Source organism: Rhizobium sp. S96, assembly GCF_030382195.1.
In the GTDB taxonomy this organism is placed as follows: Bacteria; Pseudomonadota; Alphaproteobacteria; order Rhizobiales; family Rhizobiaceae; genus Rhizobium.
In genome coordinates, this window is record NZ_JAUDRY010000002.1 from 19,600 (window position 1) to 45,104 (window position 25,505).

The 25,505-nt window shown below is 59.9% G+C and carries 22 protein-coding genes and 1 riboswitch; of the genes, 13 read left to right on the forward strand and 9 right to left on the reverse strand.

The window, feature by feature from the left end:
• Positions 1 to 4 precede the first annotated feature (4 nt).
• A complete protein-coding gene (locus QTL94_RS00240) occupies positions 5 to 790 on the reverse strand; it encodes an IclR family transcriptional regulator (RefSeq protein ID WP_065694057.1) in 786 nt (261 codons plus the stop codon).
• A 213-nt stretch (positions 791 to 1,003) separates the two neighbouring features.
• Here QTL94_RS00240 and QTL94_RS00245 point away from each other — a divergent pair, with 213 nt between their 5' ends.
• From QTL94_RS00245 to QTL94_RS00280, 8 genes are all read left to right on the forward strand, one after another.
• The gene (locus QTL94_RS00245; protein WP_289800201.1) at positions 1,004 to 2,281 is read left to right on the forward strand and encodes an L-fuconate dehydratase; all 1,278 of its coding nucleotides are present in this window, start codon (positions 1,004 to 1,006) and stop codon (positions 2,279 to 2,281) included.
• A gap of 63 nt (positions 2,282 to 2,344) precedes the next feature.
• On the forward strand, positions 2,345 to 3,499 hold the full coding sequence (locus QTL94_RS00250; protein ID WP_065694055.1) for an amidohydrolase: 1,155 nt from the start codon (positions 2,345 to 2,347) through the stop codon (positions 3,497 to 3,499).
• Between the two features lie 128 nt (positions 3,500 to 3,627).
• Positions 3,628 to 4,683: a hypothetical protein gene (locus tag QTL94_RS00255; RefSeq protein ID WP_289800202.1), complete on the forward strand. Its 1,056-nt coding sequence runs from the start codon at positions 3,628 to 3,630 to the stop codon at positions 4,681 to 4,683.
• Positions 4,684 to 4,910: 227 nt separating this feature from the next.
• Complete coding sequence (locus tag QTL94_RS00260) at positions 4,911 to 5,552, forward strand: CBS domain-containing protein (RefSeq protein ID WP_244499567.1); 642 nt, start codon at positions 4,911 to 4,913, stop codon at positions 5,550 to 5,552.
• 220 nt (positions 5,553 to 5,772) lie between these two features.
• A complete protein-coding gene (locus QTL94_RS00265; RefSeq protein WP_289800203.1) occupies positions 5,773 to 7,212 on the forward strand; it encodes an MFS transporter in 1,440 nt (479 codons plus the stop codon).
• Positions 7,213 to 7,361: 149 nt separating this feature from the next.
• The gene (locus QTL94_RS00270) at positions 7,362 to 9,896 is read left to right on the forward strand and encodes a mechanosensitive ion channel family protein (RefSeq protein WP_289800204.1); all 2,535 of its coding nucleotides are present in this window, start codon (positions 7,362 to 7,364) and stop codon (positions 9,894 to 9,896) included.
• 286 nt (positions 9,897 to 10,182) lie between these two features.
• The gene (locus tag QTL94_RS00275; RefSeq protein ID WP_065694107.1) at positions 10,183 to 11,013 is read left to right on the forward strand and encodes a response regulator; all 831 of its coding nucleotides are present in this window, start codon (positions 10,183 to 10,185) and stop codon (positions 11,011 to 11,013) included.
• A 240-nt stretch (positions 11,014 to 11,253) separates the two neighbouring features.
• On the forward strand, positions 11,254 to 12,585 hold the full coding sequence (locus tag QTL94_RS00280; protein ID WP_289800205.1) for a diguanylate cyclase: 1,332 nt from the start codon (positions 11,254 to 11,256) through the stop codon (positions 12,583 to 12,585).
• Positions 12,586 to 12,605: 20 nt separating this feature from the next.
• On the opposite strand, the gene QTL94_RS00285 is transcribed toward QTL94_RS00280, so the two are convergent.
• The 4 genes from QTL94_RS00285 to QTL94_RS00300 form a co-directional block, all read right to left on the reverse strand.
• The gene (locus QTL94_RS00285; protein WP_065694049.1) at positions 12,606 to 13,625 is read right to left on the reverse strand and encodes a GlxA family transcriptional regulator; all 1,020 of its coding nucleotides are present in this window, start codon (positions 13,623 to 13,625) and stop codon (positions 12,606 to 12,608) included.
• Between the two features lie 295 nt (positions 13,626 to 13,920).
• Positions 13,921 to 14,121, reverse strand: coding sequence for a hypothetical protein (locus tag QTL94_RS00290; RefSeq protein WP_065694048.1), 201 nt, complete (start codon positions 14,119 to 14,121; stop codon positions 13,921 to 13,923).
• Positions 14,122 to 14,346: 225 nt separating this feature from the next.
• The gene (locus QTL94_RS00295) at positions 14,347 to 14,973 is read right to left on the reverse strand and encodes a hypothetical protein (RefSeq protein ID WP_289800206.1); all 627 of its coding nucleotides are present in this window, start codon (positions 14,971 to 14,973) and stop codon (positions 14,347 to 14,349) included.
• A gap of 762 nt (positions 14,974 to 15,735) precedes the next feature.
• On the reverse strand, positions 15,736 to 15,882 hold the full coding sequence (locus tag QTL94_RS00300) for a hypothetical protein (protein WP_289800207.1): 147 nt from the start codon (positions 15,880 to 15,882) through the stop codon (positions 15,736 to 15,738).
• Between the two features lie 95 nt (positions 15,883 to 15,977).
• On the opposite strand from QTL94_RS00300, the gene QTL94_RS00305 reads away from it, so the two are divergent.
• Together QTL94_RS00305 and QTL94_RS00310 are read left to right on the forward strand one after the other, a co-directional pair.
• Entirely contained in the window at positions 15,978 to 16,649 is a 672-nt protein-coding gene (locus QTL94_RS00305; RefSeq protein WP_289800208.1) for a DUF938 domain-containing protein, read from the forward strand.
• Between the two features lie 105 nt (positions 16,650 to 16,754).
• The gene (locus QTL94_RS00310; RefSeq protein WP_289800209.1) at positions 16,755 to 17,864 is read left to right on the forward strand and encodes a sulfite oxidase; all 1,110 of its coding nucleotides are present in this window, start codon (positions 16,755 to 16,757) and stop codon (positions 17,862 to 17,864) included.
• 245 nt (positions 17,865 to 18,109) lie between these two features.
• On the opposite strand, the gene QTL94_RS00315 is transcribed toward QTL94_RS00310, so the two are convergent.
• Positions 18,110 to 18,280 carry a hypothetical protein gene (locus tag QTL94_RS00315; protein ID WP_289800210.1) on the reverse strand — a complete coding sequence of 57 codons (171 nt, stop codon included), beginning with the start codon at positions 18,278 to 18,280 and terminating at the stop codon, positions 18,110 to 18,112.
• 68 nt (positions 18,281 to 18,348) lie between these two features.
• Between QTL94_RS00315 and QTL94_RS00320 the strand changes: the two genes are divergently transcribed.
• Together QTL94_RS00320 and QTL94_RS00325 are read left to right on the forward strand one after the other, a co-directional pair.
• Positions 18,349 to 19,290, forward strand: coding sequence for a LysR family transcriptional regulator (locus QTL94_RS00320; RefSeq protein WP_289800211.1), 942 nt, complete (start codon positions 18,349 to 18,351; stop codon positions 19,288 to 19,290).
• Between the two features lie 99 nt (positions 19,291 to 19,389).
• Positions 19,390 to 19,545 (forward strand): entericidin domain-containing protein, encoded by a 156-nt coding sequence (locus QTL94_RS00325; RefSeq protein ID WP_065694042.1) that lies wholly within the window; start codon positions 19,390 to 19,392, stop codon positions 19,543 to 19,545.
• A 4-nt stretch (positions 19,546 to 19,549) separates the two neighbouring features.
• Here the strand turns inward: QTL94_RS00325 and QTL94_RS00330 are convergent, their stop codons facing one another.
• Both QTL94_RS00330 and QTL94_RS00335 read right to left on the reverse strand, forming a co-directional pair.
• Complete coding sequence (locus QTL94_RS00330; protein WP_289800212.1) at positions 19,550 to 19,897, reverse strand: hypothetical protein; 348 nt, start codon at positions 19,895 to 19,897, stop codon at positions 19,550 to 19,552.
• A gap of 143 nt (positions 19,898 to 20,040) precedes the next feature.
• The gene (locus tag QTL94_RS00335) at positions 20,041 to 21,039 is read right to left on the reverse strand and encodes a glycine betaine ABC transporter substrate-binding protein (protein ID WP_289800213.1); all 999 of its coding nucleotides are present in this window, start codon (positions 21,037 to 21,039) and stop codon (positions 20,041 to 20,043) included.
• Positions 21,040 to 21,586: 547 nt separating this feature from the next.
• On the opposite strand from QTL94_RS00335, the gene QTL94_RS00340 reads away from it, so the two are divergent.
• The gene (locus tag QTL94_RS00340; RefSeq protein ID WP_289800214.1) at positions 21,587 to 23,041 is read left to right on the forward strand and encodes a cobyric acid synthase; all 1,455 of its coding nucleotides are present in this window, start codon (positions 21,587 to 21,589) and stop codon (positions 23,039 to 23,041) included.
• Here QTL94_RS00340 and QTL94_RS00345 read toward each other — a convergent pair.
• The gene (locus QTL94_RS00345) at positions 23,038 to 24,828 is read right to left on the reverse strand and encodes a chloride channel protein (RefSeq protein ID WP_289800215.1); all 1,791 of its coding nucleotides are present in this window, start codon (positions 24,826 to 24,828) and stop codon (positions 23,038 to 23,040) included. The genes QTL94_RS00340 and QTL94_RS00345 overlap by 4 nt on opposite strands.
• Positions 24,829 to 25,075: 247 nt before the next feature.
• Positions 25,076 to 25,468: riboswitch (cobalamin riboswitch) on the forward strand.
• Positions 25,469 to 25,505 lie beyond the last annotated feature (37 nt).

Sequence of the window (25,505 nt, forward strand, 5' to 3'; positions counted from 1 at the left end):
CCGTTCAGGCCGGCGTTCTTACATCGGATCCGGCCAGCAGCGACAGCTGGCTCGCCGTCTTCTGCAGCATGATGATGGTCTGGCTGATGTCGGGGGCGGACGGGGCGTTGACGAGCGCGATATAGGGACAGGTGAGGGCGGCTATGCCCCGCCCGTCCGGCCCGAGGATCGGCGCCGACAGGTTATAGACACCGGCCGTCTGGGCGCTTGCCATCATTTCGTAGCCGCGCTCGCGAATCTGGTCGAGCCGTTCTGAGAAGTCCGCACCGAGATCAACGTCCTTGCGATTGCGGGCGTGCTCGGCAATCATCATCTCGCGCTCTTCTTCGCTTCGAAATGCCAGCAGGACGTGGCCCGATCCCGTATCGAGCAGGCTGATATGCGAGCCGACGCGGATCGATATTCCCCAGTAGTCCGGCGCCTCGTGCTGTGCGATGACGACAACCGATCCTCTGTCGAAAACGGCGAGGTGGTTTGCCTGCTTGGTGTTTTGCGCCAGTTCGCGCATGAGGGGTGTCGCAAACGAAGCGAGTCGCCTGGTCGGTGCATGCAACTGGGAGAGTCCGAAGAGCTTGAGCGTGAGCGTGAAGCGATCACCTTCCAGCTTGGTGACGTAGCCACGGCGCACGAGGCGATCGAGCATGCGATAGAACTCGTTGGGGCTGCGATCGAGGCGCTTGGCGATGTCTGCCTGGGTCAGACCTTCCTCGACGCTCGCCAGGAGCTCCAGAATATCGAGTCCCTTATCAAGCGCGGGAGCGCGGTAGCGATCGGTGTCGTCGGCTTCCATCAAGCTCTCCTGTAAATATCTCCTTACATATACGAATGATGGCGCGGCGAAAGAAGAAACTTCCGCTTGACCGTTTACCTCAAGTGGCGCCTGTATATAAAAAGATAAATCACTGGTGAGTGGCTTCCGCTCGACCTTGAGCGCTGAAGGTGCAATCGGCCTTCGCCGCGTGCCTTTTGCCGGGAGACCGGCGCAACCTTTATCGAGAGTGTCATGACCCGCATCACCGATCTTCGCGTCTTCGATCTTCGCTTTCCGACGTCGCAGAGCCTTGATGGCTCCGATGCGATGAATCCGGATCCCGATTACTCGGCTGCCTATGTCATTCTGGACACGGATCAGCCGGGCCTTGAAGGGCATGGGCTGACCTTCACGATCGGTCGCGGCAATGACATCTGCTGCATGGCGATCGAAGCGATGCGCCATTTGATCGTCGGCGCCGATCTCTCGGATATCCTCGCGCATCCCGGCAAGTTCTGGCGGCACCTTACCAGTGACAGCCAGCTTCGGTGGATCGGTCCGGAGAAAGGCGCAATGCATCTGGCGACCGGCGCCGTCGTCAACGCGACCTGGGATCTGCTCGCCAAGCAGGCCGGAAAGCCGGTCTGGCGGCTGGTTGCGGAAATGACGCCGGAAGAGATCGCCGACATCGTCGACTACCGGTATCTGACGGACGTGTTGAACCGCGACGAGGCCGTGGAAATCCTGGGCCGGGCGGAGCCCGGCAAGGCGGCGCGCATCGCGACGCTCGAGCGGGAAGGCTACGCCTGCTACACGACATCCGCCGGTTGGCTGGGCTACGATGATGAAAAGCTCACACGGCTATGCCGGGAAGCGATCGATGCAGGGTTCAACCACATCAAGATGAAGGTCGGTCGCGATCTCGACGACGATATCCGCCGGCTCAGGATTGCCCGCGATGTGATCGGACCGGACCGTTATCTGATGATTGATGCCAACCAGGTTTGGGAGGTGGGGCAGGCGATCGAGTGGGTTCGCCAGCTCGCCTTCGCCAAGCCTTTCTTCATCGAAGAGCCCACAAGCCCGGACGATGTGGCCGGGCATCGCAAGATTCGGCAGTCGATCGGGCCTGTGAAGGTTGCCACCGGCGAGATGTGCCAGAACCGCATCATGTTCAAGCAGTTCATCGCGGAAGGCGCGATCGATATCGTCCAGATCGATTCCTGCCGAATGGGCGGGTTGAACGAGGTGCTGGCTGTCCTGCTGATTGCCGCGAAGTTCGATTTGCCGGTGTGGCCGCATGCCGGAGGCGTCGGGCTCTGCGAATACGTCCAGCATCTGTCGATGATCGACTACGTGGCCGTATCCGGTACCAAGGATGGCCGTGTGATCGAATATGTCGATCATCTGCATGAGCACTTCCTCGATCCCTGCGTCATCAAGAATGCCGCCTATATGCCGCCTCAGCGTCCGGGCTTTTCCATCGAGATGAAGCCGGCATCGATCGCGCAGTACACTTTCCAGAAATAGTGATGGTCGACGGCGATTTTCTTGCGCGCTATGCTCCCCGGTATTGCGAATGGGAGGTCATTCATGTTTTTAAGCGACGACAAGATTAGCGAAATCAAATATTTTCGGCATAATCTTCACAAATCGCCTGAAATCTCGGGAGAGGAGGCGGAAACCGCCCGGAAGGTTGAGGCGGCGCTTGCTGCGACGCATCCGGACCGCATCGTCTCGGGGCTTGGTGGCCATGGTCTGGCGGCGGTGTTCGCCGGTGCCGCCGACGGGCCGACTGTTCTGATCCGTGCCGAACTCGACGGGCTTCCCATCGAGGAAATTTCCGATCTGCCTTATCGTTCGTCTGTTTCTGGGAAGGGGCATCTCTGCGGACATGATGGCCACATGGCTATCCTCCTGGCTGTCGCCACCGGGCTCGGCGCGCAGCGTCCGGCGAAGGGGCGGGTCGTGCTGTTGTTCCAGCCGGCCGAGGAAAACGGCGCGGGTGCAGCCGCGGTTCTTGCCGATCCGAAATTCGCCGAGGTGAAGCCGGATCTATCCGTATCGCTTCACAACTTCCCGGGCGCGCGACGCGGACATGTGCTGCTGAGGGAAGGGCCGGTCAATTGCGCTTCGCGCGGCATGAAGATCGTGCTGGACGGCAAGACGTCCCACGCCTCCTATCCCGAAGATGGCATCGCGCCGACGTTTGCCATGGCCCGGCTGGTCGCCAGCCTGACGGCCCTTGCGAGCAACGGCGGGCTCGACGCCGACTATGCGCTCGTTACGGTAACGCACGCCCGGCTTGGGGAGCCTGCGTTCGGCATCAGCCCCGGCAGAGCGGAAATCTGGGCGACGTTACGCACCTTGACCGACGAAAAGATGGAGGAGCTGGCCAGGCGCGCGGAAGAATTGGTGCGGGCAGAAGCGCAAGCCGAACGTCTGCAAGTATCGATCAGCTACGAGGATGTTTTCAGGCAGTGCCACAATTCGCCCGAAGCCGTCGCGGAGCTGCGACGCGCTCTGGATGACGAGGGGGTAAGCCACGACAGTGCCGCCGGCATATTGCCGATGAAGGCGTCGGAGGATTTCGGGCTGTTTCGGACGGTTGCGCCTTCAGCGATGTTTTTTCTCGGCGCAGGCGAGCGTCATCCGCAATTGCATAATCCGGACTATGATTTTCCCGATGAACTGATCGAGGTTGGGGGCCGCATCTTCATGCGCGTTGTCAGGAATATTCTGGGTTGATCGCGTTTGTCGGCCGCGTCGCGGCCGCAATACGCCTAAAGAATCGGTTGTGTATTTGATGTCAGGTAGGAAACTGATGCGGACTTGGGTAGCCTGGAACGGCTTCCGCCTATCAGAAGGCGAGACCGATGGCAGTACCGTCGCAATCTGATCTTTTATCATTCTTGCACCGCTTCCACGGTCGTCGCTGGATGAAGGGCTCGTTGTTGGTGATTCTCGGCCTCATCGTGGCCGGCTCCAGCAGCACGACACCGCCGATGATGAGCGTCGAGGAATTCGACGCGCTCTATGCCGATCCCTTGCCCAATCCTGTGAGGCCGATGCATGTGTTTCATCTGGGACATAGCCTCGTTGGCCGGGACATGCCGGCCATGCTCGCGCAGCTGGCGCCCAAGGGGCACCGCTATGAAAGCCAGCTCGGCTGGGGCACGACCCTTCAGGCGCAATGGGGGCCAAAGGAGGGTATCAACGGCTTCGATACGGAGAACCGACATCCGCGCTACCGCGATGTTCGCGAAGCGCTGAAGAGCGGCGAGTACGATGCTTTCGTCATGACCGAAATGGCCGGTATCGAAGCCTCGATCCGCTATTACGAGAGCCGCGACTATGTCGAGCGCTGGGCCGCCGTCGCGAGGCAGGGAAGAAGCGACATTCGCGTCTACCTCTATGAAACCTGGCGTTCGCTTGACGACCCGGAGGGGTGGCTGGAGCGCCTCGACCTCGATCCCGGCCAATATTGGGAGGGAGAAATCCTTCGTAGGGCGCTGTGGCCGGCAGGGCAAAAGCCTCCGATCTACGTGATACCGGCCGGCCGTGTCATGGCGAAGGTCGTGCGCGAGATCGAAGCGGGCAAGGTCCCCGGTCTTGCAAGGCGGGAAGACCTCTTCGCGGTCGATCGGCTGGGCAAGCAGGACATGATCCACCTCAATGATGTCGGCACCTATCTGGTTGCCCTGACGCATTATGCGGTGCTCTATGAATGCAGCCCCGAGGGGCTTCCCTATCAGCTTCGGCGCGGCGATGGCACACCTGCCGCCGCGCCAAATGCGGAGGCGGCCCGCCTCTTTCAGGAAACCGTCTGGGATGTCGTGACCAAGATACCGCAGACCGGCGTTCCCCAGGCAGGTGCCCACCCATCGGAAGATCCGGCGACCTGCAGGGCGAAGCTCACGGCATTGCAATAGCCGATCGGGTCTCTGGACAGCCGATCTGGCGTGCAACAACGCTGCGCGCCTTTCCTTGCGGGCAATCCCGGAGGCCGGATTTAAAGGGCGAGTTTTATCGACACCCGGCGGAAATTGGACGATACTCATGGCAGCGGACCGGCTGGCTGGACCGCTATCGCCTACATGCCCGCATCATACGCTCTTTATCAAAATGCGATGGGATTATCATGTTTGCTCAAGACATTATGAATACGAACGTTACCACGATCAGCTCTGACAGCAGCGTGCATCAGGCGATCGACCTGATGGTTGCAAAGGATATCAGCGGTCTTCCGGTCGTTGATAACGACGGCATTCTCTGCGGCGTCCTGACCGAAGGCGATCTGCTGCGCCGCATCGAGCTTGGAAGCGGCAGAGCCAACGGCAAGTCCGAAGAAAAGTCGCTTGTGGACTTCGACGAGTACATTCGAAGCCACAGCTGGCGCGTGTCCGACCTGATGTCGGCAAATGTGGTGAGCGTAGCGCCGGACGCACCCGCCGCCGCCGTTGCCGAACTCATGTTCGAGCACAAGATCAAGCGCGTTCCCGTCGTCTCCGGCAAACGTCTGGTGGGGGTCGTCAGCCGGGTTGATCTGCTGAAGGGCATCGTCGGAGCGCCGACCAGCAGCGTCGCCAAAGGGGACGAGGCGCTTGCCCGTGCAATTCGGGCGCGATTGCACTCTGATCTTGGCCTTGATGTCAGCGAGATCACGGTTTCCGTTCAGGATTCCCGAGTTGCCGTGGAAGGAAAGGTGGCGAGCGAGCTCGAACGCCGTGCCATCCGGGTTCTCGTTGAAAATGTGCGGGGCGTCAGTGGCTTCATCGACAAGCTGAATGTCGCCGCTTAACTTTCGTCAGGTTTATCTTTGGGCGTCCGTGGTTTGACCATGGGCGCCTTTTGCTCGGAACAATCCATGCTTGCGCTCAAAAATTCGCGAGCGGGATGCATTTCTGCTTTCCGGTGAGGGCAGGTAGTTCTATTTAGAAGCGGCGCTATTCGGGCGCGATCGGGCGCGACCTTTCCTGTCTACGTCGCTCGAATGCTTTGCATTTCACACTGGCAATTTGATGACGACAGCAGAGACGAGCGAGACGATTGACGATGCGCAAAGCGCTCGTCGGGCGAAGATTGTGGCACTGGTCGTTGCCGTATCCTTCTTCATGCAGATCCTCGACGGAACGATCGTCACGACATCGCTGCCGCAGATGGCAGCCAGCTTCGGTGTGCTGCCGGTATCCATGAGCATCGGCATTACCGTCTACATGCTGACGATGGCGGCGTTCATTCCGCTGGCCGGCTGGCTGGGTGACCGTTACGGCGCAAGACGCGTTTTCATGGCATCCATCGCCGTCTTCACGATCGCCTCGCTTTTCTGCGGTCTTTCGGAAAATCTGACACAATTTATCGTCGCCCGTGCCATCCAGGGCGCTGGTAGCGCGCTGATGACGCCTGTCGGCCGTATCATCGTCTTGAAGAATGCCCGCAAATCGGAGTTGGTGCAGGCGATCGCGCTGATCACCTGGCCGGCACTGACGGCGCCGGTGATCGGACCTCTGGTCGGCAGTTTCATCACGACCTATGCAAGTTGGCACTGGAATTTCCTGATCAACCTTCCGATCGGCGCATTTGGGATGGCGCTCGTCTGGCGCTTCGTGCCGAAGGGGCGCGAGGAAGAGGTTGGCAGGCTCGATCTGCCGGGGTTCTTCCTGAGTGCGCTGGGGCTGACGCTGCTGCTGGCCGCCCTGGAACTCTCCGTGAAGTGGCATGGCGGATTGCTGCCGGTGCTGACAATGCTGGCGATGGGCGCGGTGCTCTCGTTCATGGCGACGCGCCACTTTTTGACGGTCCCCAACCCGCTGCTCGATCTCTCTGCCTTCAAGATCCAGACATATGCCATCGCGACGCTTTCTGCGGGAACGGCGAGCCGGGTGGCAATCAATGCCACGCCGTTTCTGCTGCCGCTGCTGTTTCAGCTCGGCTTCGGTCTGAGCTCCATTGAAGCCGGCGCCTATCTGCTGGTCTATTTTCTCGGCAATCTCGGCATGAAGGCGGTGACCACGCCGCTCCTGGCGAGGTTGGGTTTCAGAACCGTGCTCTGCTTCAACGGCCTGATCGCAGCTTTGTCCATTGCCGCCTGTGGTTTCGTCGCGCCGGATACGCCGCGCGCCATCATTTACGTCTTGCTGTTCGTGGCAGGTCTGTCGCGCTCGATGGAGTTCACGGCGCTCAACACGCTGGCGTTTGCCGACATCAACCCGGCACAACGGAGCTCGGCCTCGACGCTATCGAGCATGCTGCAGCAGGTGTCCATGCTGCTCGGCGTTGCGATCGCCGCAGCCGTGCTGAACGTTTCTGTCGCGCTGCGGGGACATGAAAATCCTGATCTTCTCGATTTTCGTTGGGCGTTCCTGGTGATCGGCGCGATCGGCGTGGTGTCATCGATGCGGTTCCTGCGACTGCCACCGGAGGCGGGGGCCGAGGTATCAGGACATCGGATCGCCAAGTAGAGCCGCTCTATTTGCGGCTTGCAACGCCTTGTCGGGACTGAATAATGACCGGGCGCGAGCCAGCTTCTCGTCTTTCGCCTTCCTGTCGCCTTTCTTTCCGATAAAAAGCTGGAGTTTGATTTAAACTCGACAACCCAAGCGGGGATGCTTTGCGGCTCACACTTGTTCTTCTTCGGACGGTTCTCTTTCTGGCGCTGACATCGGTGGGCGCTGCTGTCGTGCATGCGCAGACGGCACCGGTGGTTCAGCAGCAGACCGAGGCACCGGCGCCGCTGGCGAACACGGCGATCGAGGATGCTGCCAAAGCCATAGACAAGGCGAAGAACGAGCTCGCCTCACTTCAGAACGGGGTGAAGGAAAACGGCAGCGACGACGATGCGCTCGTCGCACTCGCTGGCAAGGCCGATCAGCTTGGTCGTTCGGTTGCCGGCGTATCGGCTGCGGTCAAGCCTCGGCTCGATCAGATAAAGGCTCGTCTCACCGAGCTTGGCGAACCGCCCAAGGAAGGGCAGCCGCCCGAAGCCGATATCGTCACCAACGAGCGCAACGCGCTGAGCGCGGAGCGTGCGCAGATCAACGCGGTGACAGGCGATGCGGAGAACCTTTCGGCCGCAATCAGCAAGCTTGGCAACGAGATCGCGGAGATCCGCCGCGAGCTTTTCGCGGCAACGCTTCTGCGCCGAACCGACGTTTCCGTCTCGGTTCTTCAGGATGCGGCGAGCGCGTTTGTCGAGGAGGTGACGGAGTTCAGCCAGGCACTGACCAGCTGGCTGACCTTTGTGTTGAAGTTCAAGGCGCTGGCGTTCTTCGCGGCAATCTTCATGTCGCTGGCGACCGCGCTCATCCTGCTTTCAGGCGCCTATCGTCTTTTTGGCAATTACCTTCAGCGTAAGGAAAGCGGAACGCCGCCGTCCTATATCAGCCGGCTGTCGATCGCGTTCTGGTCGACGCTGATCCGCACGCTGTCGCTGGCAGCGTTGTTGGTTACGTCCTACTTCTTCCTCGATAGTTTCAATGTTCTCAGACCCGATATAGCGCCGGTCGTCGGAGCGCTGTTCGGTTCGATCGGGCTGGTCTATTTCGTCAGGCGTTTCTCGAATGCGGTGTTTGCACCTGGCGAGCCGCACTGGCGCCTAGTGAAGCTGTCCAACCGCGGCGCGACGTCGATCGGCGCCTGCCTGCTTGCGATGGCCGTGGTTCATGCCGCCGACTACTTCCTCGGAAGCATCAGCGAGGCGATGGGCTCGCCGCTGGTGCTGACGGTCGTCAGGAGCCTGATCGCTGCCCTGATCATCGGGTTGATCATGATCGCGGCGTCTTTCGGCAGGCCCATGCTTGCGCGCAACGGTGACCCGGATGCGCCTGGCCGTCATTGGCCGCGGGGTATGGCCATCATTCTGCGAGTTCTGGGTGCCGCGCTGATCGTGGCGGCACTGACCGGCTACGTCGGTCTGGCGCGATTTGTCGCCTCGCAGCTCATCATTACCGGTGCCATTGTCGTCACGACCTATATCGGGCTGCTGTCCGGGCGGGCGATCTCGCGCACCGAAACCTTCGGTGAAACCGGCTTTGGGCGTTTTCTGGCGAAAAAGTTCAAGCTCGGACCCGTCGCGATCGATCAGGTGGCGTTGCTTGTCGGCTTCTGCATTTACGGCGTTGCGCTGATGGTCGGCATTCCGCTGATCCTGCTTTTGTGGGGCTTCCACGTGCAGGATCTGCAGCTCATCGCCTACCGGCTGTTCACAGAGGTCAGGCTCGGCGGCATCAGCATTTCGCTGGTCGGCATCTTTACGGGGATCCTGCTTTTCGCCGGCGGCTATCTCTTTACCCGCTGGATCCAGCGTTGGCTCGACAGCAATGTCATGGCGCGCAGCCATGTCGATCTCGGGGTGCGCAATTCCGTCAAGACGGGCATCGGCTATCTCGGTGTCGGCGTGGCGGCGCTGATTGGCGTTTCCGCAGCCGGCATCGATCTGTCGAGCTTCGCGCTCGTGGCTTCCGCGCTCTCGGTCGGTATCGGTTTCGGCCTGCAGAACATCGTGTCGAACTTCGTTTCGGGCTTGATCCTGCTCGTCGAACGTCCCTTCAAGGTCGGCGACCACGTTGTGTCAGGGACGGCCGAAGGGATCGTGAAGCGCATCTCCGTTCGCGCCACCGAAATCGAGACCTTCCGCAAGCAGTCGATCATCGTGCCGAACTCGGAGCTGATCAACGCCTCGGTCGGCAACTGGACCCATCGCAACCGGATGGCTCGTTCCGAGATTCCTGTGTCCGTCAGCTACCATGCGGACCCTCAGAAGGTGATGGATATTCTGCTGGAGCTGGTCAATGCAGTGCCGTTGGTGCTGCGCAACCCGGAGCCGCATGTGGAGTTCCTGCGGTTCGGCACCTATTCGCTCGACTTCGAATTGCGCTTCATGCTCGCGGACATGGGCGACGGAATGAAGATCCGCAACGATCTGCGCATCGCCATTCTGAAGCGCTTCAGGGAAGAGGGGATCGACATCCCGCTTCCGCAAAGCGACATCGTCTTTCATCGCCCCCAGGATACCTTGAAGGCAGAACCTCTGCCTCCGGAACCGGAAGCAAAGCCGGAGGAAACCTCCAGCGACGACGGTGTCGAGGAGGACGGCAGGGTGCGCCGCCTGCGCGGCAAGTCGGCAGATGGTGCTCTCAAGGGGTAACCGCTCCAGCTGCTTCACCATGCACGCTGCTGTGCGAAGGAAGGCACCAAGCTTAAGATCAAGATCCTCGGCACGACCTACAATGCCACGGTCGTTGGCGAGAGCTCTTCGATCCCGACAATGCGGCCTTGCGCGCATAGTCTTTTAAGTATGTTTGCAGGAAAGTCAGGGCGGTCCGCGTGGTCGCCCTTTTGTTCATCTGTGAGGAGCTGCCGATTAATACTTATTCAAACTGCTTGAGATACCGATTCCGATAACAGCTCATGTTTCATGCAAAGGTTTTGAAATGGCTTTTTTGGGTATTTCGGGGATGCAGTATTCCGGGGGCATGTTTGCTGACGCACGCATCATTCTCGCTGAAGATTCAAACGTCTTCACGTCGATGATCGGAATAAGGCTCAAGGAACTCTTCGGCATCGATGTGGAGATTTGCCGCAACTTCGAAGAGCTTCAGCTTTCCTACGACAAGTCGACGGATCCGATCACGCTCGCCGTTTCGAACATCAACCTGCCCGGCGCCGAAAATGGCGAGGCGCTCGAATATCTGATCGATCTCAGCATTCCGACGATCGTCTTTACCGGCACGTTCCAGGAGGGAATGCGCGACAAGTTGATGGCGAAGGACATCGTCGACTACATCCTCAAGGATAACGTCTTCGCGGTCGATCTGCTGGCGGAATCGATCTGCCGCTTCCTCACCAATCATCGCCACCATGTGCTCATCGTTGACGATAGCGCTACCGCTCGCGCGCTCCTGTCGAGCCGCCTGAAGCGCTACAATTTCCGGGTCAGTACGGCCGAGAGCGGCGCCAAGGCGCTCGAAATCCTCAAGGCCAATCGCGATATCGGCCTGATGGTCACGGACTACAACATGCCCGATATCGACGGCTTCGAGCTGACGCGACGTATTCGCGCCAATATCGGTTCGCACGAGTTGCGGATCATCGGCGTATCCTCCTCTTCGAACCGGCTGCTGTCGGCACGCTTCCTCAAGGCCGGCGGCAACGACTTCATGCTGCGGCCCTTCATCGACGAGGAATTCTACTGCCGCGTGAACCAGAACCTCGACACGCTGTTGCAGATCCAGACCATGCGCAAGGAACGCGCCGTCGCCTGATCCGGCTCGCGCCGCACTAGAGATACGGCAAGCGACTCGGATAATCTTGTCGCTTGCCGCCAGTTGCTTTCGCTCGGTGTGATCATCGCGCGAGATTCTGCCCATCGAAGCTCTCTTTTTACAATTTACAGTGTTGATATTGCGCTGTGACTTCCCGACGGGGAATCTGTCGGTTATCCTTTTGGGAAACCGGCGAGATGCCCCGATTCGGGTGCCTGACTCGCGAGAGGGCGGGGCCGGATGGCTTTTCAGATGGAGATCAACCGAGGAGGGGCGGGGCCGCGCTTTGGCAGCCAGACGATACTCCTGGTTGAAGATTCCCGCATGTTTTCCATTGCGCTCTCCCATCGGTTTCACGTCGAGCTTGGGCTTAACGTCAAGGTGTGCGCGTCATTGAACGCGCTGAGCGAAGCGCTCTCACAGCAGGATGGTCGCTATACGATGGCGGTCGTCGATCTCAACCTTCCGGACTCACCCTATGGCGAGGTTCTGGATTGCGTCATCGCGCACGGCATTCCAACGATTGTCTTCACTGCAACGTTCGACCTTGCAACGCGCAGCCGGATCATGGAGCGCAACGTCATCGACTATGTCCTCAAGGACAGCGAGTTTGCGCTCGACAACCTCGTGGGGACTGTCCGCCGTACAATGACCAACCGCAAGACCCGGGTGCTGGTCGTGGACGACGTCAGGTCCGCACGACAGATCCTTGTGGGCTTGCTGCAGGCGCAGCAGTATCTGGTGGTCGAGGCCTCCAGCGGCGAGGAGGCGCTGGCCGCGATGCAGACCTACGACGACATAGAGGTAGTCATTACCGATCATCACATGCCGGATATGAGCGGCTACGACCTGACGCGGCGGCTGCGCCGGCGATATGGCTCCGACCGCTTGCGGATCATTGGCGTTTCGTCGTCGAACGACCGGATGCTTTCGGCGACTTTCCTGAAGGCGGGGGCGTCGGATTTCCTGTATCGGCCGTTCGTTCCCGAGGAGCTGCAGTGCCGTGTCGCCAACAATGTCGACACGCTGGTGCAGTTGAAGCAACTCAGGGCGGCGGCGGCCTGCGACTACCTCACGGGCCTCTATAACAGGCGGTATTTCTACGATCAGGGGCCGAGGCTCGTCTCCGACTGTCTACGGCAGAAAGCTGCGAGCTCGGTTGCGATACTCGATATCGACCATTTCAAGCGGCTCAACGACACCTACGGCCACGAGATCGGCGATCAGGTCTTGAAGGAAGTGGCGGAGCGGTTGGCCGCGATTTTCGAGGGCAGCGACAATCTGCTCTCGCGGCTCGGCGGCGAGGAGTTTGCAATCCTCTTCCCGATGATGGATTCGATCGCGGCGACGAAGCTATGCGACGAAATACGCTCGGATATTTCCCGGCTGAAGGTGAAGGCCGATGACGAGGAGTTGTGCGTAACGGTGTCGATCGGCGTTGCGGAGATTTCCGACTACGAGACCTTCGACAACTATCTGAACGCGGCCGACCAGTTTCTCTACATGGCCAAGCACAAGGGTCGCAATCTCGTCTATTCCGATGCCAAGCTGACCGGAGAGGCGGCGCAATAGGCGCCGCCGTCTTTTCGAGATCAGGCGGCGATTGCCTGCCGCGCCGTTGCCATCGTCATCTTGCGCTCGGCGCGCTCCTGCTGCGGTGAGCGATGATAGAGCTCGCGATAACACTTGGAGAAATGCGACGCCGACACGAAGCCGCAGGCAACCGCGACCTCGACGACCGGCATGGACGATTGCACGAGCAGGTGGCGAGCGCGGTCCAGGCGAATCTCGAGATAGTAGCGAGCGGGGGAGCGGCCCATTTCCTGGCGGAAGAGACGTTCGATCTGGCGGCGCGACAGGTCGGCGCCGTCGGCAATTTCCAGCAAGGACAGCGGCTCGGCGAGATTGCCTTCCATCAATTCGATGATCGAGAGCACCTTGCTGTTCTGAACGCCGAGGCGGGCGCGCAGCGGCAGGCGCTGACGATCGTGCGGACTGCGCACCCGATCCGTCAGATGTTGCTCGCAGACGCGGTTGACGAGGGTTTCGCCGAAATCCTGGCCGATCAGATTGAGCATCATGTCGAGCGAGGCGGTGCCGCCGGCGCAGGTATAGAGGTTGCTGTCGACCTCGTAGAGATCGGCATAGACCTCGGCCTGCGGGAAAGCTTCGGAAAAGCCGGGCAGATTTTCCCAGTGGATGGCACAGCGCTTGCCGTTGAGCAGCCCTGCCTGCGCAAGCACATGCGCGCCCGTACAGAGGCTGCCGACCGCCACGCCGCGATTATAGGATTCGCGCAGCCAGGCATTCACGGACTTGTTGTTGAATTCTTCGACGTCGATGCCCGAACAGACCAGAACCATGCTCGGGCGGCTCTCTCCGCCGAGGTTGCGGCGCTCGTCTGCCAGCGACGTGTTGGCTTCGACGCCGATGCCGCAGGAAGAATAGACCTTCTCGCCATCAACGGAGGTCAGGCGCCAGCTGTAGGCAGCGTAGCCGAGCATCCGATTGGCAATACGCAAGGTATCGATCGCTGCCGAAAACGGCAGCATCGTAAACTGCGGAACCATGAAAAAGACGATAGACCGTTTCTTATGCGACATCTTATTCATGAGACAATCCCGTGCTGGAGGCCGAAGTGTCTATTCGTTGCTTGGAATACATGGTTTAGATATCCCAAAAGCGACATTCTCATGGAAAAATGCGGCTAGCTAGAGCAAATTTGCGACATTCGCTGATTTGACGTCCGTCAATTCATTGCCGGCGGCTGCAAATGGCCGGTGACGGGGCTGTCTGGAAATACATGTATCTGAAATTCAAGATTAAATTTCGATCCTCCGAAAACGAAGAAGGCGGTGCTGCAAGGAAGCAGGCACCGCCTTCATGCGGGGAGGTATGTCGCATCCATTACATCGCCTTGCGTTCATCCGCGCTGTCGGCCGACGGCCAGCCGATGTCCTTGCGGATGTCGAACGGCATGGATTCAATTTCGCGGGCGGCCTGCCACTGATGCCATGCATGGACAAGCTTGCGGGCGTAGCCAGCCAGATGCTGATAGGTGTGGCTGGAGGACACAGTCCCGGTGTCCCTGTAGGTGATCGTGGTCATTTCCTTTTCCTCTTCCTCGATGCCTGGGAGGCTCAATTCACGATACGAATATGAGCTTCGTCCGCCCATCAATCAAACGAATAGAGTTTATGGCTATCATCAATGATATTGAATGATGCTGCGTGCCTTGGGCGGGGTTTCGTTCTTGAGGGCTATCAGGGGATGATGGCGAGAATCCTCCACCAAGTGCAATTGGCCGACTGCCGGTCCGGCCGCTAAGGCGTTTCAGCGTAGAAGGCCGTCTCTTCCGAAGTCGTCCCATCCGCTCAACGCGGTCATAGGTTCGTCAGGGTCCTGTTCCGTTCTTTTGGTTTTCTCTTTCTTCTTCAGTGAGCGCGTCAGCTTTGCCTGGTACGCAGCGCGCCTCCGGTTTTCTGCTTTCGCGGCGGCGTCATGCTCCCGCCACTCATCGACTGCGCCGCGGTCGAGCAGCTCCTCGACAACGCGCGGGTCGAATACATGGAACGTGATCTTCCTCGCTCGTCCCTGCAATCTGACTGTTCGTATTCCAGCGCTTGGCAGGCGACCGTCCTCCAGCCAACGCTTCCTCTCTGAAGCGGTAATCGTGAGGATGTCTTCGATCTCGCGAGGGATGACGGGAAGGTCCGCGATGTCCTCCAGCGCTTTCGAGACGGCGGAGGAGGTCGCGCGGAACGCCGTCTTGGCATTCTCCGGCATGATGAGGATGAGTGCGCCCGACTGCATGTCCAAGGACTTTTTGACAATGGGCGGCAGCCGGGAACGGACTTCTTGTAAAATTCCTTTGACCCGAACAGCGGATCCCAGCGTCGCCTCCACCGGAAGCGGCCACTCCTTGATTAGCTCGGGATCGTCGCTGTCTTTCGTTTTCATCTTCGTTTTGGGCATACTCGGTCAGATGGGATCGAAACGGTCGCGCTTCAACGGGCTACGACCAGATGCGTCGGGGCGATGGGTTTCCATTGTGGCAGGATCTCCCATCCCGTGGGTTCGGTTTCTCTACGCAATGCTGCAGTGTGCACATTTCCTTACAAACCGCCGTTTTCCGGCCTTGAAGCCGCGAAAATTGCGCCACGATCTGGCGTTCTTCTTCGCATAGTTTTTGTGACAGAAGGATGAGATCGAAATGACTTCAGGAATTTCGAACTTCGTGCAGGGCAAGGCCATGTATGCAATCGTCGCTGCGGGCGGACTGCTGGTTAGCTGGCTCGCAGGAAGTCAACCGATTCAGTCCCATCGCCTCATCCCTGGTCAGGAGCTTGTCAGCAGCGCGAGTGGCGCCGACTCCAGGCCGCAAAAGGACGATATCATCAACCAATTGCCATTCACTCCAGTGGTCCAGGCGTCAGATATCGCAGTGAATGCCATCACGTTGCCGGTTCCAGCGGCCCTGAAGATCGCCGCGGCTCACCCGGAGAAACTGCGAGATAGAATTCCAACGCCAATGAATCGGCCGAAACCGCCGACAGGCTTCGAGTCGTGCCTTCCCGGCTGCGAAACCCGTGACAGGCTGGTTACGGCGGCAAGCAGGGACATCGTTCCGCCACCGCCATTGGATTTGACGCCCGTTGACGCCGCCCCCGTACCCCCAGAGAGTAAAATGGAGCTGGTCGTAGACGATGGGCGAACCGTTTTTCATGGTGCGATCCACGCTACGTTGGCCGCCTTTTCGGTTGGGAAGACGACGGCCATGCGGATCGTCGGCGCCAGAGAGTAGGTGAGGATTTCGGTGTGGCAAGGCACCCGGAGAATGTGCGCGATCGCGCCTCGCGCCGAATGCACGCGCCGACGCCCTTCGAAAGTCCGAAATCCGTGCTATCGGTCCCATCATTTCGGCTATAAAGTGGAAGACATCGCCCAACGGGGATCCAAGGCCAATGCTCCCAGAGAAGGAGGACCGTTTGCCTGTTGCGCTGGAACAGCGCGACGTAAGCGTCGACCAACGCATGTTCTCGCCTTCCGTTTCCCGAAATTCAGCGCCGATTCTGGCGGCGCTAAAACGTGTCCTTCCAACACATGGCGCCGTGCTGGAGATTGCTTCGGGGACTGGCGAGCACGCCGTGTGTTTTGCAGGAGCAATGCCCAACCTCACATGGCAGCCGAGCGATCCGGATACCGACGCTCGCACCAGCACGTCCAGCTGGATCAAATTTGCAGGGCTGAAGAATGTGCTGGCACCGCAGAATATTGATGTGTGCTCAGGGCAATGGGGCGTCGAACAAACGGGGCGTTTTGACGCTATCGTGTCGATCAATATGATCCATATAGCGCCTTGGGAGGCAAGCCTGGGATTGTTCGCAGGAGCTGGCCGTTTGCTGCGCGCCGGCGGGCTTCTTGTGCTCTACGGCCCATTCATGCGCGACGGCACACACAACGCCCCATCGAACGCCGCATTCGACGCGGCTCTAAAGGAGCGCAACGCATCCTGGGGTGTGCGTGATATCGCTGACCTTGAACAAGTGGGTGCGGCCGCTGGGCTCAATCTCCGCGAGACAATCGAGATGCCTGCCAACAATATGTTGCTGGTCTTCTCTAGAGGTAGTGCCTGAAGGACAACGTCCCAGAGACCTGAAGACATTCGAGGGGCGGTGCGATCGAACCGGAATTCGCGCGACCGAGTGCCAACGTGGTGCTCTCGGAATGGAGACGAGTTGATGCCGACACCAGAGCAACCCAGTCTGATAGTCCGACAGAAATCGCCACCGAACATCGAGTTTCCGTTTGCGTCGCTCTCCGACTGGCTGATCCCATCCGATCTGTTCTTCGTACGAAACCATTTCCCGTCGCCGGACCTTGATGCGCGAGACTGGAGATTGCGCGTTGACGGGGCGGTCGAGCGGCCGATCGAACTTAACCTCGACAGCATCAGGGCAATGGCAAGCACGACTCTCACCGCGGTGGTCGAGTGCGCAGGCAACGGGCGCGTCAACTACGTGCCGCCGAAGGAAGGCTTGCAGTGGCAGAACGGAGCTGTCGGCAATGCCCGGTGGACAGGTGTTCTTCTGCGCGAAATCTTGGAAATGGCCGGCGTTAAGCCAACCGCACGTGAGGTCCTGCTCGTAGGCGCCGACAGCGGCGTCGTAGACACAAGCAAGAAAACGGCCTCTCCCGGTCCCATCGCTTTTGCGCGCAGTTTGCCACTTGAGAAGGCCATCGCTGACAGCACCATCCTTGCCTACTCGATGAACGAGGAGCCGCTGGCGCGCGATCACGGTTACCCGCTCCGCGCGGTCGTGGGTGGCTGGTTCGGCATGGCTTGGGTCAAGTGGATCACGCATATCACGGTCGTGGAACGACCGTTCCTTGGCTACTGGCAGGCGCGCGATTATTTCCGTTGGGAGCGCAGCCTTGGGGAGCCCACGCTCGTCCCACTTACGGAGATGGAGGTCAAAGCGCAGATCGCGCGTCCCGTGCAGGGGGCGCGTCTCATCGTGGGTCAACCGTATCGGATTTTCGGAGCCGCCTGGAGCGGAGAGGCTGCCATCCGGCAGGTGCAGGTCTGCACCGGAGACGGCAGAGGCTGGCGCGAGGGACGGCTCCTCGAAACAGAGCGTCCTTTTGCATGGCGCTTCTGGGAGTATATCTGGACCCCTGAAGAAGTGGGGCGATATGCACTGCGATGTCGCGCGAGCGATGGGGCGGGGCGCGTGCAGCCCGACCTCCCGCGGTCCGACAGCGAGAGTTACGCGGCCAATTGGATCGTTCCGGTGGAGGTTACCGTCGTTTCCGAGCCACAGACCTACGAGGAGGAATTCGTAATCTAATCACCCGCATGGGCGGGACGGCGGCTTGGTACAACTGCGTCCGGTGATGTCACTGCGCCATGACGCCTCGGACCGATAGCGGTCATCCGCGCCTGGGGCCTAAGGCCAATGTTGTTTCGCCGGATCGCGGATAGGCGCGACACCCGCTATTTCTAGGTCGCCTCAGCGACGGTGACGACGAGGCTCGGTGTTTCCTGCCCCCCGGTCGGCGGAACCGAGCTATCCGCCGACGCGTCGCAAAGTTCCTAGCGGAATGCCGAGCGCGGACCGATCAGCGATCGCAGATCTAGGTCATCGATCAGGTGTGAGGGCAGGCGCGCCAATTGGCGTCTGGTGCTCCGCGCAGCCATGTTTCTCATCTGCTGAGACTTGAACCGGTTCAGCGTCGCAAAGAACGAGCGAAGAGTGCTGCTCATCGCCATCTCCCTTCATCGTTGTTGATTTCCTTGTAATTTAGCCAGCGGTTGACTTTCAAACAAACAAAATGATATGGTGTTATCATTCAGAAAAATTGAAAGATGAGACGATGACCATTCCTCTTCGCCGTCCCATTCCCTTGCTGGACAACGACGTGTTGCGCACGTTCGTTGCCATCGCCGAGACTGGCAATTTTTCCACGGCAGCAGAGGCTGTCTTTCGCACGCCGTCAGCGGTTTCCATGCAGATCAAGAAGCTCGAAGAGCAGCTGGGTGCGACGCTTTTCCTGCGCGATGCACGGTCGGTCTCGCTGACCCAGCACGGCGAACTCCTGTTATCCTACGCGCGCAATATTCTCGCACTCTCGAACGAAGCGGTGTCGCGGTTCATCATGCCGGAGCTGAGCGGCGTGGTTCGGCTTGGTGCCCCCGAAGACATCGGTGAGCGGCTTCTGCCGAGCATTCTGAAGAGTTTTGCCGAGACCTTTCCCGGCATCATGGTCGACGTGACCATCGACATGAGCATCGGGCTCAGAAAGCGCATGGACGAGCAGCGGCTTGATATCGCGCTCATCAACTGCGCGACACGACCGTTGCCTGTCACCGGTGAAGTCGTCTTTCGCGAAAGGCTCGTTTGGGTCGGCGCGAAGTGTGGCACTGCCCATCGGCGCGATCCGCTGCCCATCTCGATATGGGAGGACGGCTGCATCTGGCGCTCTGAAGCGCTATCGCAGCTTGAGCGCTTGAAACGCGACTATCGTGTTGCGTTCCTCAGCGGCCATACGATGGCACAGCGCGCGGCGGTGCTCTCCGATCTGGCGATTGCGCCGCTGCCGCGGTCCTACGTCGGCGAGGGCATGGTGATACTTGGTGCGCAGGAGGGGCTTCCCGAACTAGCCTCTTTCGATATCCGTATGCTCACCGTGTCGCAGATGACGACGCCGATGCAGGCGGTCGCCGACAGCATCCGCTTTGCCTTCGCGGAAAAGGCAAAGGCGATCGCCGCCTGATAAATCACTGATCGCTGAAACCTTTTGCTTGCGCGCGCGTTTATTGCGCGCAGCATATGCTGCGAGTTATCGACGCCATTTCAGAAAAGGATTTCCGCAATGACCACCACCGTTAGAATTGGTGCTGCCATCATGCTTCTTCTGGCGCTCACATCCTGTGCCAACACCATTCGCGGCGTTGGACGTGATACGGCGAACGCCGTGAACGCGACACAGGACGCCGGTCGCTCGGTCAATCACGCCGCCAAAAGGTAAGGCGTCAGATCTGTGCCGGCGGATAGGCCCGTTCCAGTCCGCCGGACCGAGTCAAACCTGTGCGAAATGCGCCATAGGCCGGATGCTGACTTGATTTGGCAGCCTCCATCAGGCGGATCTGGAGACGGGCCGGCGCTATATCGCCGATCCACTTTCCGAGGTTTTCCAGCTTCAGCGAGTTCAGGAACGAAGCCCCGGCAGCGTTGTCCAGATAGCGGTGCAAGCCATCGATGAGATTGTCGTCCTGGGCCACGTTCTCGAGCAGCAGGGTGATGTAGGCTTTGTCCTGCTCGCCAAATGCGGTGAACTTTGCTGCGATCGTCTCACGATCGGGGAACGGGGCGGAAGTCATCGTAATCTCCATGTCGTCGGGCGAGCCTCGGGTGCGAGTCATCTCGCGTTGCGCGCTTATAGGCGATGCGACGGATTGAGAAAACCATATGTGTCCGCGTCGTCGTCTGCCTCCACGACTGAATGGCAACTTGCCGACAGGAGCTAGAGCGTTGCCTTGACCTTCGCCGCGACGTCCGCGGGCACCCATTGGGTCCACAGATCGGCATAGTTGCGCAGGAAGTAGAGCGCCGCCTCCCTCGTGCTTTCATGGTGTTCGTCCTGCCAGGCCAACACATCGTTGATGGTGCTGTTGTCCCATGCGCGCTTCTTCAGATAATCGGCTGCCGGTCCGGCCCTGTCGGCAAACGCCTTGGTCGTGATGGTGAAGGCGCGCGATAGCGGGTAGGAGTTGACTTGTGGGCGGGCGCAGCCGGGAACGGCGGTGCAGCTGTCCCATTCGGCCTTGTCGTGGCTGACGCCGAAGCTCAGCCGTGTCATGTCGTATTTCCCGAGGATGGCCGTCGGCGCCCAGTAGTAGCCGAGCCAGCCAACCTTTTTCTGGAACGCGGCCGCTATGGAATCATCAAGACCCTGCGGGCTGCCGGTGTCGATCAGCGTGAAGCCATCCTTGTCGGCCGCGAGCGCGCGAAACAGATTGGATGTCGATATCTGGCAGTTCCAGCCCGTCGGGCAATTGTAGATGCCGCCTTGCTGCGGGTTGTCGGGCGCCGGAAACAAGTCGGGACGCTTGAGGGCATCCTGGACACTGCGGATGTCGGGGTTGGCATCGGCGATGAATTTCGGGATCCACCAACCCTCGACCGCGCCTTCCGACAGAATCTCCGCCGCCTGGACGAGCCGATTCGCCTTGATGGCGTTGTCGAGTTCGGTTCGAACCGCATTCACCCAGAATTCCGAGGCAATGTCCGGCGTACCCTGTTGATCCATCGAAACGAAGGTCGGCATCGTGTCGCCGGGAACGATCGTCACCGTGCAGCCGTAGCCTGCCTCAAGAATGATCTTGTCGAAATTGGCTGCGATGCCGGCCGACGCCCACTTCATCTCGGCGATCGAGACATTGCCGCATCCTTCGGCGGCGGCCGTCCCGGCTGTCGCAAACAGTCCTGCAGCAAGCACGATCGACGTGCACAGAAATCTCATCTTACGTTCCCATTTTGGCGTTGCCATCGACCCGGGCCGCATCTGCAGATAGCAGACGCACCGCGTTCGTTCATGGCTTTCCCCTGGCGCCGATCCTGACACCTTGAAATGAAGCCTACGCGTTCGGCCCGGGAAATCAACGGTCTTATCGTGGGCGGACGTCGAATCTAAGCGGCTGATTTAAAATAGTTAATGACCGCGCGCCCGGCAGCCTGCCACAGCTCCCGCGGGTCTCCTGGGCCTTGCAAGGAGACAAAAAACCAAAAAAGTGCCGAAATTCATCTTTGCTTAATGGCTCACTAACTCTCCGGTAAGAATGTGGCGCTATCAATCGTTGCGTGGCGGGGGACAACCGCTGCTTCTCCGGATCAGGTAATGCGTCCCGGAGAACGTGAGCTTCGTCGTGTATGGACGCAAGCGCCAGCGTATTTCGGCAAGCCGCGCGGCCATAGATGGCCAGCGCGGCTTTCGCATTTTGGGCGGCCGTGATTGACCTTGGCGAACGCCGCTTGTAGGCCGTAGCGACGGGTGCCGGAGCTTCACGACAATGACCAAAGCCATCATGCTGCAAGGAACCGGCTCCGATGTCGGAAAGACGGTGCTGGTGGCGGGACTTTGCCGGCTGGCGGCCAATCGCGGCCTTTCTGTGCGGCCCTTCAAGCCGCAGAACATGTCGAACAATGCCGCCGTTGCCGACGATGGCGGCGAGATCGGCCGGGCGCAGTGGCTGCAATCGATGGCGGCGCGCGTCCGTTCCTCCGTGCACATGAACCCCATTCTGCTGAAGCCGCAATCGGAGAACGGCAGTCAGATCATCGTCCAGGGGAAGGTATGGGGGCAGGCGAAGGCGCGCGATTATCAAAGGCTGAAGCCACAGCTGCTGGACTACGTGCTGGAGAGCTTTTCGCAGGTTTCGACAGGGGCTGACCTGGTTGTCGTCGAAGGGGCGGGGTCGCCGGCCGAAATCAATCTGCGTGCCGGAGATATCGCCAACATGGGCTTTGCGACGCGCGCCGGAGTTCCGGTCGTTCTCGTCGGCGATATCGACCGCGGTGGCGTGATTGCATCGCTGGTCGGAACGCACGCCATCCTCGGTGAGGATGATCGCGGCGCGATCTCGGGATATATCATCAACAAGTTCCGGGGGGACGTCTCGCTTTTCGACGACGGGATCGCGGCGGTCGATCGCTTCACCGCCTGGCCGTGCTTCGGCGTGGTGCCGTGGCTCAAGGCGGCGTCACGATTGCCGGCAGAAGATTCGGTTGCGCTGGAGCGTCTCGCTCGGGGCGAGGCGGGGGCGCTCAGGATTACAGTGCCCGTTCTCTCGAGGATTGCTAATTTCGATGATCTTGATCCCCTCAAGGCGGAGCCTGACGTCGAGCTGGTCTTCGTGCGGCAAGGCGAGCGGATGCCAGTCGATGCCCAGCTGATCATTCTGCCGGGGTCCAAGTCGACGGTGGCTGATCTCGCTGACCTGAGGTCGGCCGGGTGGGATGCCGATCTGGCAGCTCATGTCAGGCGCGGCGGTCGCGTCATCGGTATTTGCGGCGGCTACCAGATGCTTGGCCGGAAGGTCCATGACCCAGAGGGCATCGAGGGCAGCGCCGTGGAGACCGATGGCCTTGCATTGCTCGACATCGAAACGGTGATGGCGTCCGAGAAGACGGTTCGCAACAGCGTGGCTTTTTCCGTCGAACATGGGGATCCGCTCTCAGGCTATCAGATTCATCTCGGCGTCACCCGAGGCGCAGACTGCAACCGGCCCTTTGCGATCGTTGACGGGATGCCTGATGGCGCGAGGTCGGGAGACGGGCGGATCATGGGGACCTATCTGCACGGGCTATTCGCGAGCGACGCCTATCGCTCCCGGCTGTTGCAGAGCTTCGGTCTCAAGGGCGAGATGCGCAATTACCGCGCCGGTGTCGAGCTTGCGCTGGACGAGATTGCCGCTGAGCTCGAAACCCATCTCGATGCCCGCTGGCTCGGCGAATTGCTCGGCTAGATCTCGCCCGAGATCTCCCGGCGGCGGCGATCGAGTTCTTCACTGTAGCGACGCAGCGTGTGTGCTTCGCTGAGCTGCCCCACCACTTTTCGCTCGACCAGATTGTTGACGACAGCAAGCGCTTCGCTTTCCGTCTTGTCGAAAATGGCGGCTGCCTGCTTGGCGTTCATTTGCGGCTGCAGGAAGTCGTTCTTGTATCGAATGAACTCGTCCAGACCCTTGCTCTCGTCATCCGTGTCTGTGAGGTTGGCGTAGATCTCCGGCACCAGAACAAGACCGGCGTATTTTCCATTGTCATCGACAAGAACCACGCGCTGCGCGGAGCCGATGGGGAAGAGGCTGCGGAACTCTTCGACCGAGATGCCGGGCTTCGCGGTCTTGACGTCGGCACGCATGAGCCTGTCGACCGTAAGATTGCGGATCCAGCCGACGTCATGCGCACTGCGGATGCTTTCGCCGCGAAGATGGAAGCGCCACGTGGCAAACGAGTAGCCGAAGGTGCTGCGCACGACGAGCGAAGACGTAATGACTGCGGCGAGGACCAGAACAGTGATCGGAAAGTCGCCGGTTATTTCCAGTGCGAGAAACGTCATGGTCAGCGGGCCGCCGATGACCGCGACGGCAAGCGAGCTCATGCCGACGACCGCGTAGATCACCGGCGTGAGTGTCGCATGGGCGAAGTAGGGAGCGGAGTAGGCAAACAACTTTCCGAGCAGCGCTCCCATGAAGAGCGACGCGAAGAACAGGCCACCTCTGAAGCCCGAGCCGATCGAAATGGCTGATGCAAAGGATTTCAGCAGAAACAGGCCGATCAGCACCGGAATGGCGACGTCTCTGCCGAGGTTGAGATGCAATGCCCCGTGGCCGGCCGAGAGAACCTGCGGCGTGACCAGCGCGAGAAGGCCGACGACAATGCCGCCGAGCGCCGGCCGCAAAGGAGGAGCTATGGAGCTCCTGCGCGCCGTCTCCTCGATGAAGGCGACGCCCTGCATGATCAGGATGCCGACGCCGGCGCAGAAGGCGCCGAGCAGCACCGCGGGAACATAATCGGCCGGCATGACCGTGCCGAACTGGCCGACGTCAATGAGGAAATCACTGCCGGCGAGAAACCGAGCCAGCGTGGTGGAGACAATCGCGGACACGACCACAGGCGTTAGCGAGACGATGGTGTAGGTGCCGATGATGAGCTCGAACGCGTAGAACGCGCCGGTCAGCGGTGCATTGAAGGCAGCGGCGATGGCGCCGGCGGCGCCGCAGCCGACGAGCACTCGCAAATCGGACCGACGCAGCTGCAGCTTCAGCCCGAGCTTCGACGCGATACCGGATGCCAGCTGGGTATAGCCGGCCTCCAGTCCCACGGAGGCTCCAAAGCCGTTCGAGATCAGGTTCTGCACGGCAACCAGGATACTATCGGTCAGCGACAGGCGTCCGCCATGCAAGGCATTTGCCTCGATCGGGTCGACCATCGGCTTCTTGCGCGTCTTCGCCAGAATGAACATCAACAGGCCAAGCAGAATGCCGCCGCCGACGGGGGCAGCCAGCAGCAGAAACTTGTTCTCGATCTGCGACGAACTCAGCCGCTCGACCTCGCTGATACCGAAAATCAGGCTGTGCATCTCCTTGGAAATCAGGCTCATCGCCGTGACCGCAAGGCCCGACGTGACGCCGACAATCGCGCCCGCGAGCACCATGCCCATTTCGCTGCGTCTGAGGAGGGCACGCATGCGTCCCACATCCAACAGGGTGTGAAGTGGGCCGAGCCGGCGGGTATCTATTTTCAGAAGCATGACAAGGAAACTAGGCGGGTAAAGGTCCGGTCAAGGGCCGTGAAGGGTGCCGACGTGGCTTGGGGATGCGCTTGCGATGCAAATGCGGCAAAAGGCCGGCGGATACAACAATTATTTATGACGTAAGTAACTGATAAAAGACGATAAATATGGTAGGGTATGTCGTCTATGAGGTGTTTTGAACTCAGTAGCGTTCTGCCATGGCCGCGCCCAAGTCGATTGACTTCATACCCGGCCTTGCCTAACCATGAACTCGATAGCGAATGGTTCCGGATCGCCAAAAGCGGTGCGGATGAAAAGGGAATGTGACGGGGTGGACCCAATCCGGGCGCCTTCATCACAGCCGACCCCGCGACTGTAGAGCGGTCAGGGTCTTCCGTCCGGCGTCGGATGCTCTCAAGCTGGCCGCCTGCGTGGTGTAGGCGGGCGAGGGGCTGAAGACGGCGGAAAAGCCACTGGCAATGCAAGCCATGATCAACCGGGGTTGGACGCCTCTAAATCTACGAATCGTCCGCCTTTTCATGATTGCAGCCGGGAAGGCGAGGAAGGACCGATGGCACGATCGGGATGGCCAATTGAGCCGTCCCGATCGTCGCCTGGACCCGCGAGCCAGGAGACCTGCCAATCGTGCCGGGCGCAAAGCCCAACCCTGGGCAAGTGTGCCCAATGCCAGCACG

Bases quoted from the DNA above. Each gene is read 5' to 3' on its own strand.
- QTL94_RS00240 (WP_065694057.1), bottom strand. From the start codon at position 790: ATGGAAGCCGACGACACCGATCGCTACCGCGCTCCCGCGCTTGATAAG.
- QTL94_RS00245 (WP_289800201.1), top strand. From the start codon at position 1,004: ATGACCCGCATCACCGATCTTCGCGTCTTCGATCTTCGCTTTCCGACG.
- QTL94_RS00275 (WP_065694107.1), top strand. From the start codon at position 10,183: ATGGCTTTTTTGGGTATTTCGGGGATGCAGTATTCCGGGGGCATGTTT.
- QTL94_RS00345 (WP_289800215.1), bottom strand. From the start codon at position 24,828: ATGCTTCTGAAAATAGATACCCGCCGGCTCGGCCCACTTCACACCCTG.
- QTL94_RS00325 (WP_065694042.1), top strand. From the start codon at position 19,390: ATGACCACCACCGTTAGAATTGGTGCTGCCATCATGCTTCTTCTGGCG.
- QTL94_RS00320 (WP_289800211.1), top strand. From the start codon at position 18,349: ATGATATGGTGTTATCATTCAGAAAAATTGAAAGATGAGACGATGACC.
- QTL94_RS00280 (WP_289800205.1), top strand. From the start codon at position 11,254: ATGGCTTTTCAGATGGAGATCAACCGAGGAGGGGCGGGGCCGCGCTTT.
- QTL94_RS00310 (WP_289800209.1), top strand. From the start codon at position 16,755: ATGCCGACACCAGAGCAACCCAGTCTGATAGTCCGACAGAAATCGCCA.
- QTL94_RS00305 (WP_289800208.1), top strand. From the start codon at position 15,978: ATGCTCCCAGAGAAGGAGGACCGTTTGCCTGTTGCGCTGGAACAGCGC.
- QTL94_RS00255 (WP_289800202.1), top strand. From the start codon at position 3,628: ATGGCAGTACCGTCGCAATCTGATCTTTTATCATTCTTGCACCGCTTC.
- QTL94_RS00290 (WP_065694048.1), bottom strand. From the start codon at position 14,121: ATGACCACGATCACCTACAGGGACACCGGGACTGTGTCCTCCAGCCAC.
- QTL94_RS00315 (WP_289800210.1), bottom strand. From the start codon at position 18,280: ATGAGCAGCACTCTTCGCTCGTTCTTTGCGACGCTGAACCGGTTCAAG.
- QTL94_RS00340 (WP_289800214.1), top strand. From the start codon at position 21,587: ATGACCAAAGCCATCATGCTGCAAGGAACCGGCTCCGATGTCGGAAAG.
- QTL94_RS00295 (WP_289800206.1), bottom strand. From the start codon at position 14,973: ATGAAAACGAAAGACAGCGACGATCCCGAGCTAATCAAGGAGTGGCCG.
- QTL94_RS00250 (WP_065694055.1), top strand. From the start codon at position 2,345: ATGTTTTTAAGCGACGACAAGATTAGCGAAATCAAATATTTTCGGCAT.
- QTL94_RS00265 (WP_289800203.1), top strand. From the start codon at position 5,773: ATGACGACAGCAGAGACGAGCGAGACGATTGACGATGCGCAAAGCGCT.
- QTL94_RS00335 (WP_289800213.1), bottom strand. From the start codon at position 21,039: ATGAGATTTCTGTGCACGTCGATCGTGCTTGCTGCAGGACTGTTTGCG.
- QTL94_RS00330 (WP_289800212.1), bottom strand. From the start codon at position 19,897: ATGACTTCCGCCCCGTTCCCCGATCGTGAGACGATCGCAGCAAAGTTC.
- QTL94_RS00260 (WP_244499567.1), top strand. From the start codon at position 4,911: ATGAATACGAACGTTACCACGATCAGCTCTGACAGCAGCGTGCATCAG.
- QTL94_RS00285 (WP_065694049.1), bottom strand. From the start codon at position 13,625: ATGAATAAGATGTCGCATAAGAAACGGTCTATCGTCTTTTTCATGGTT.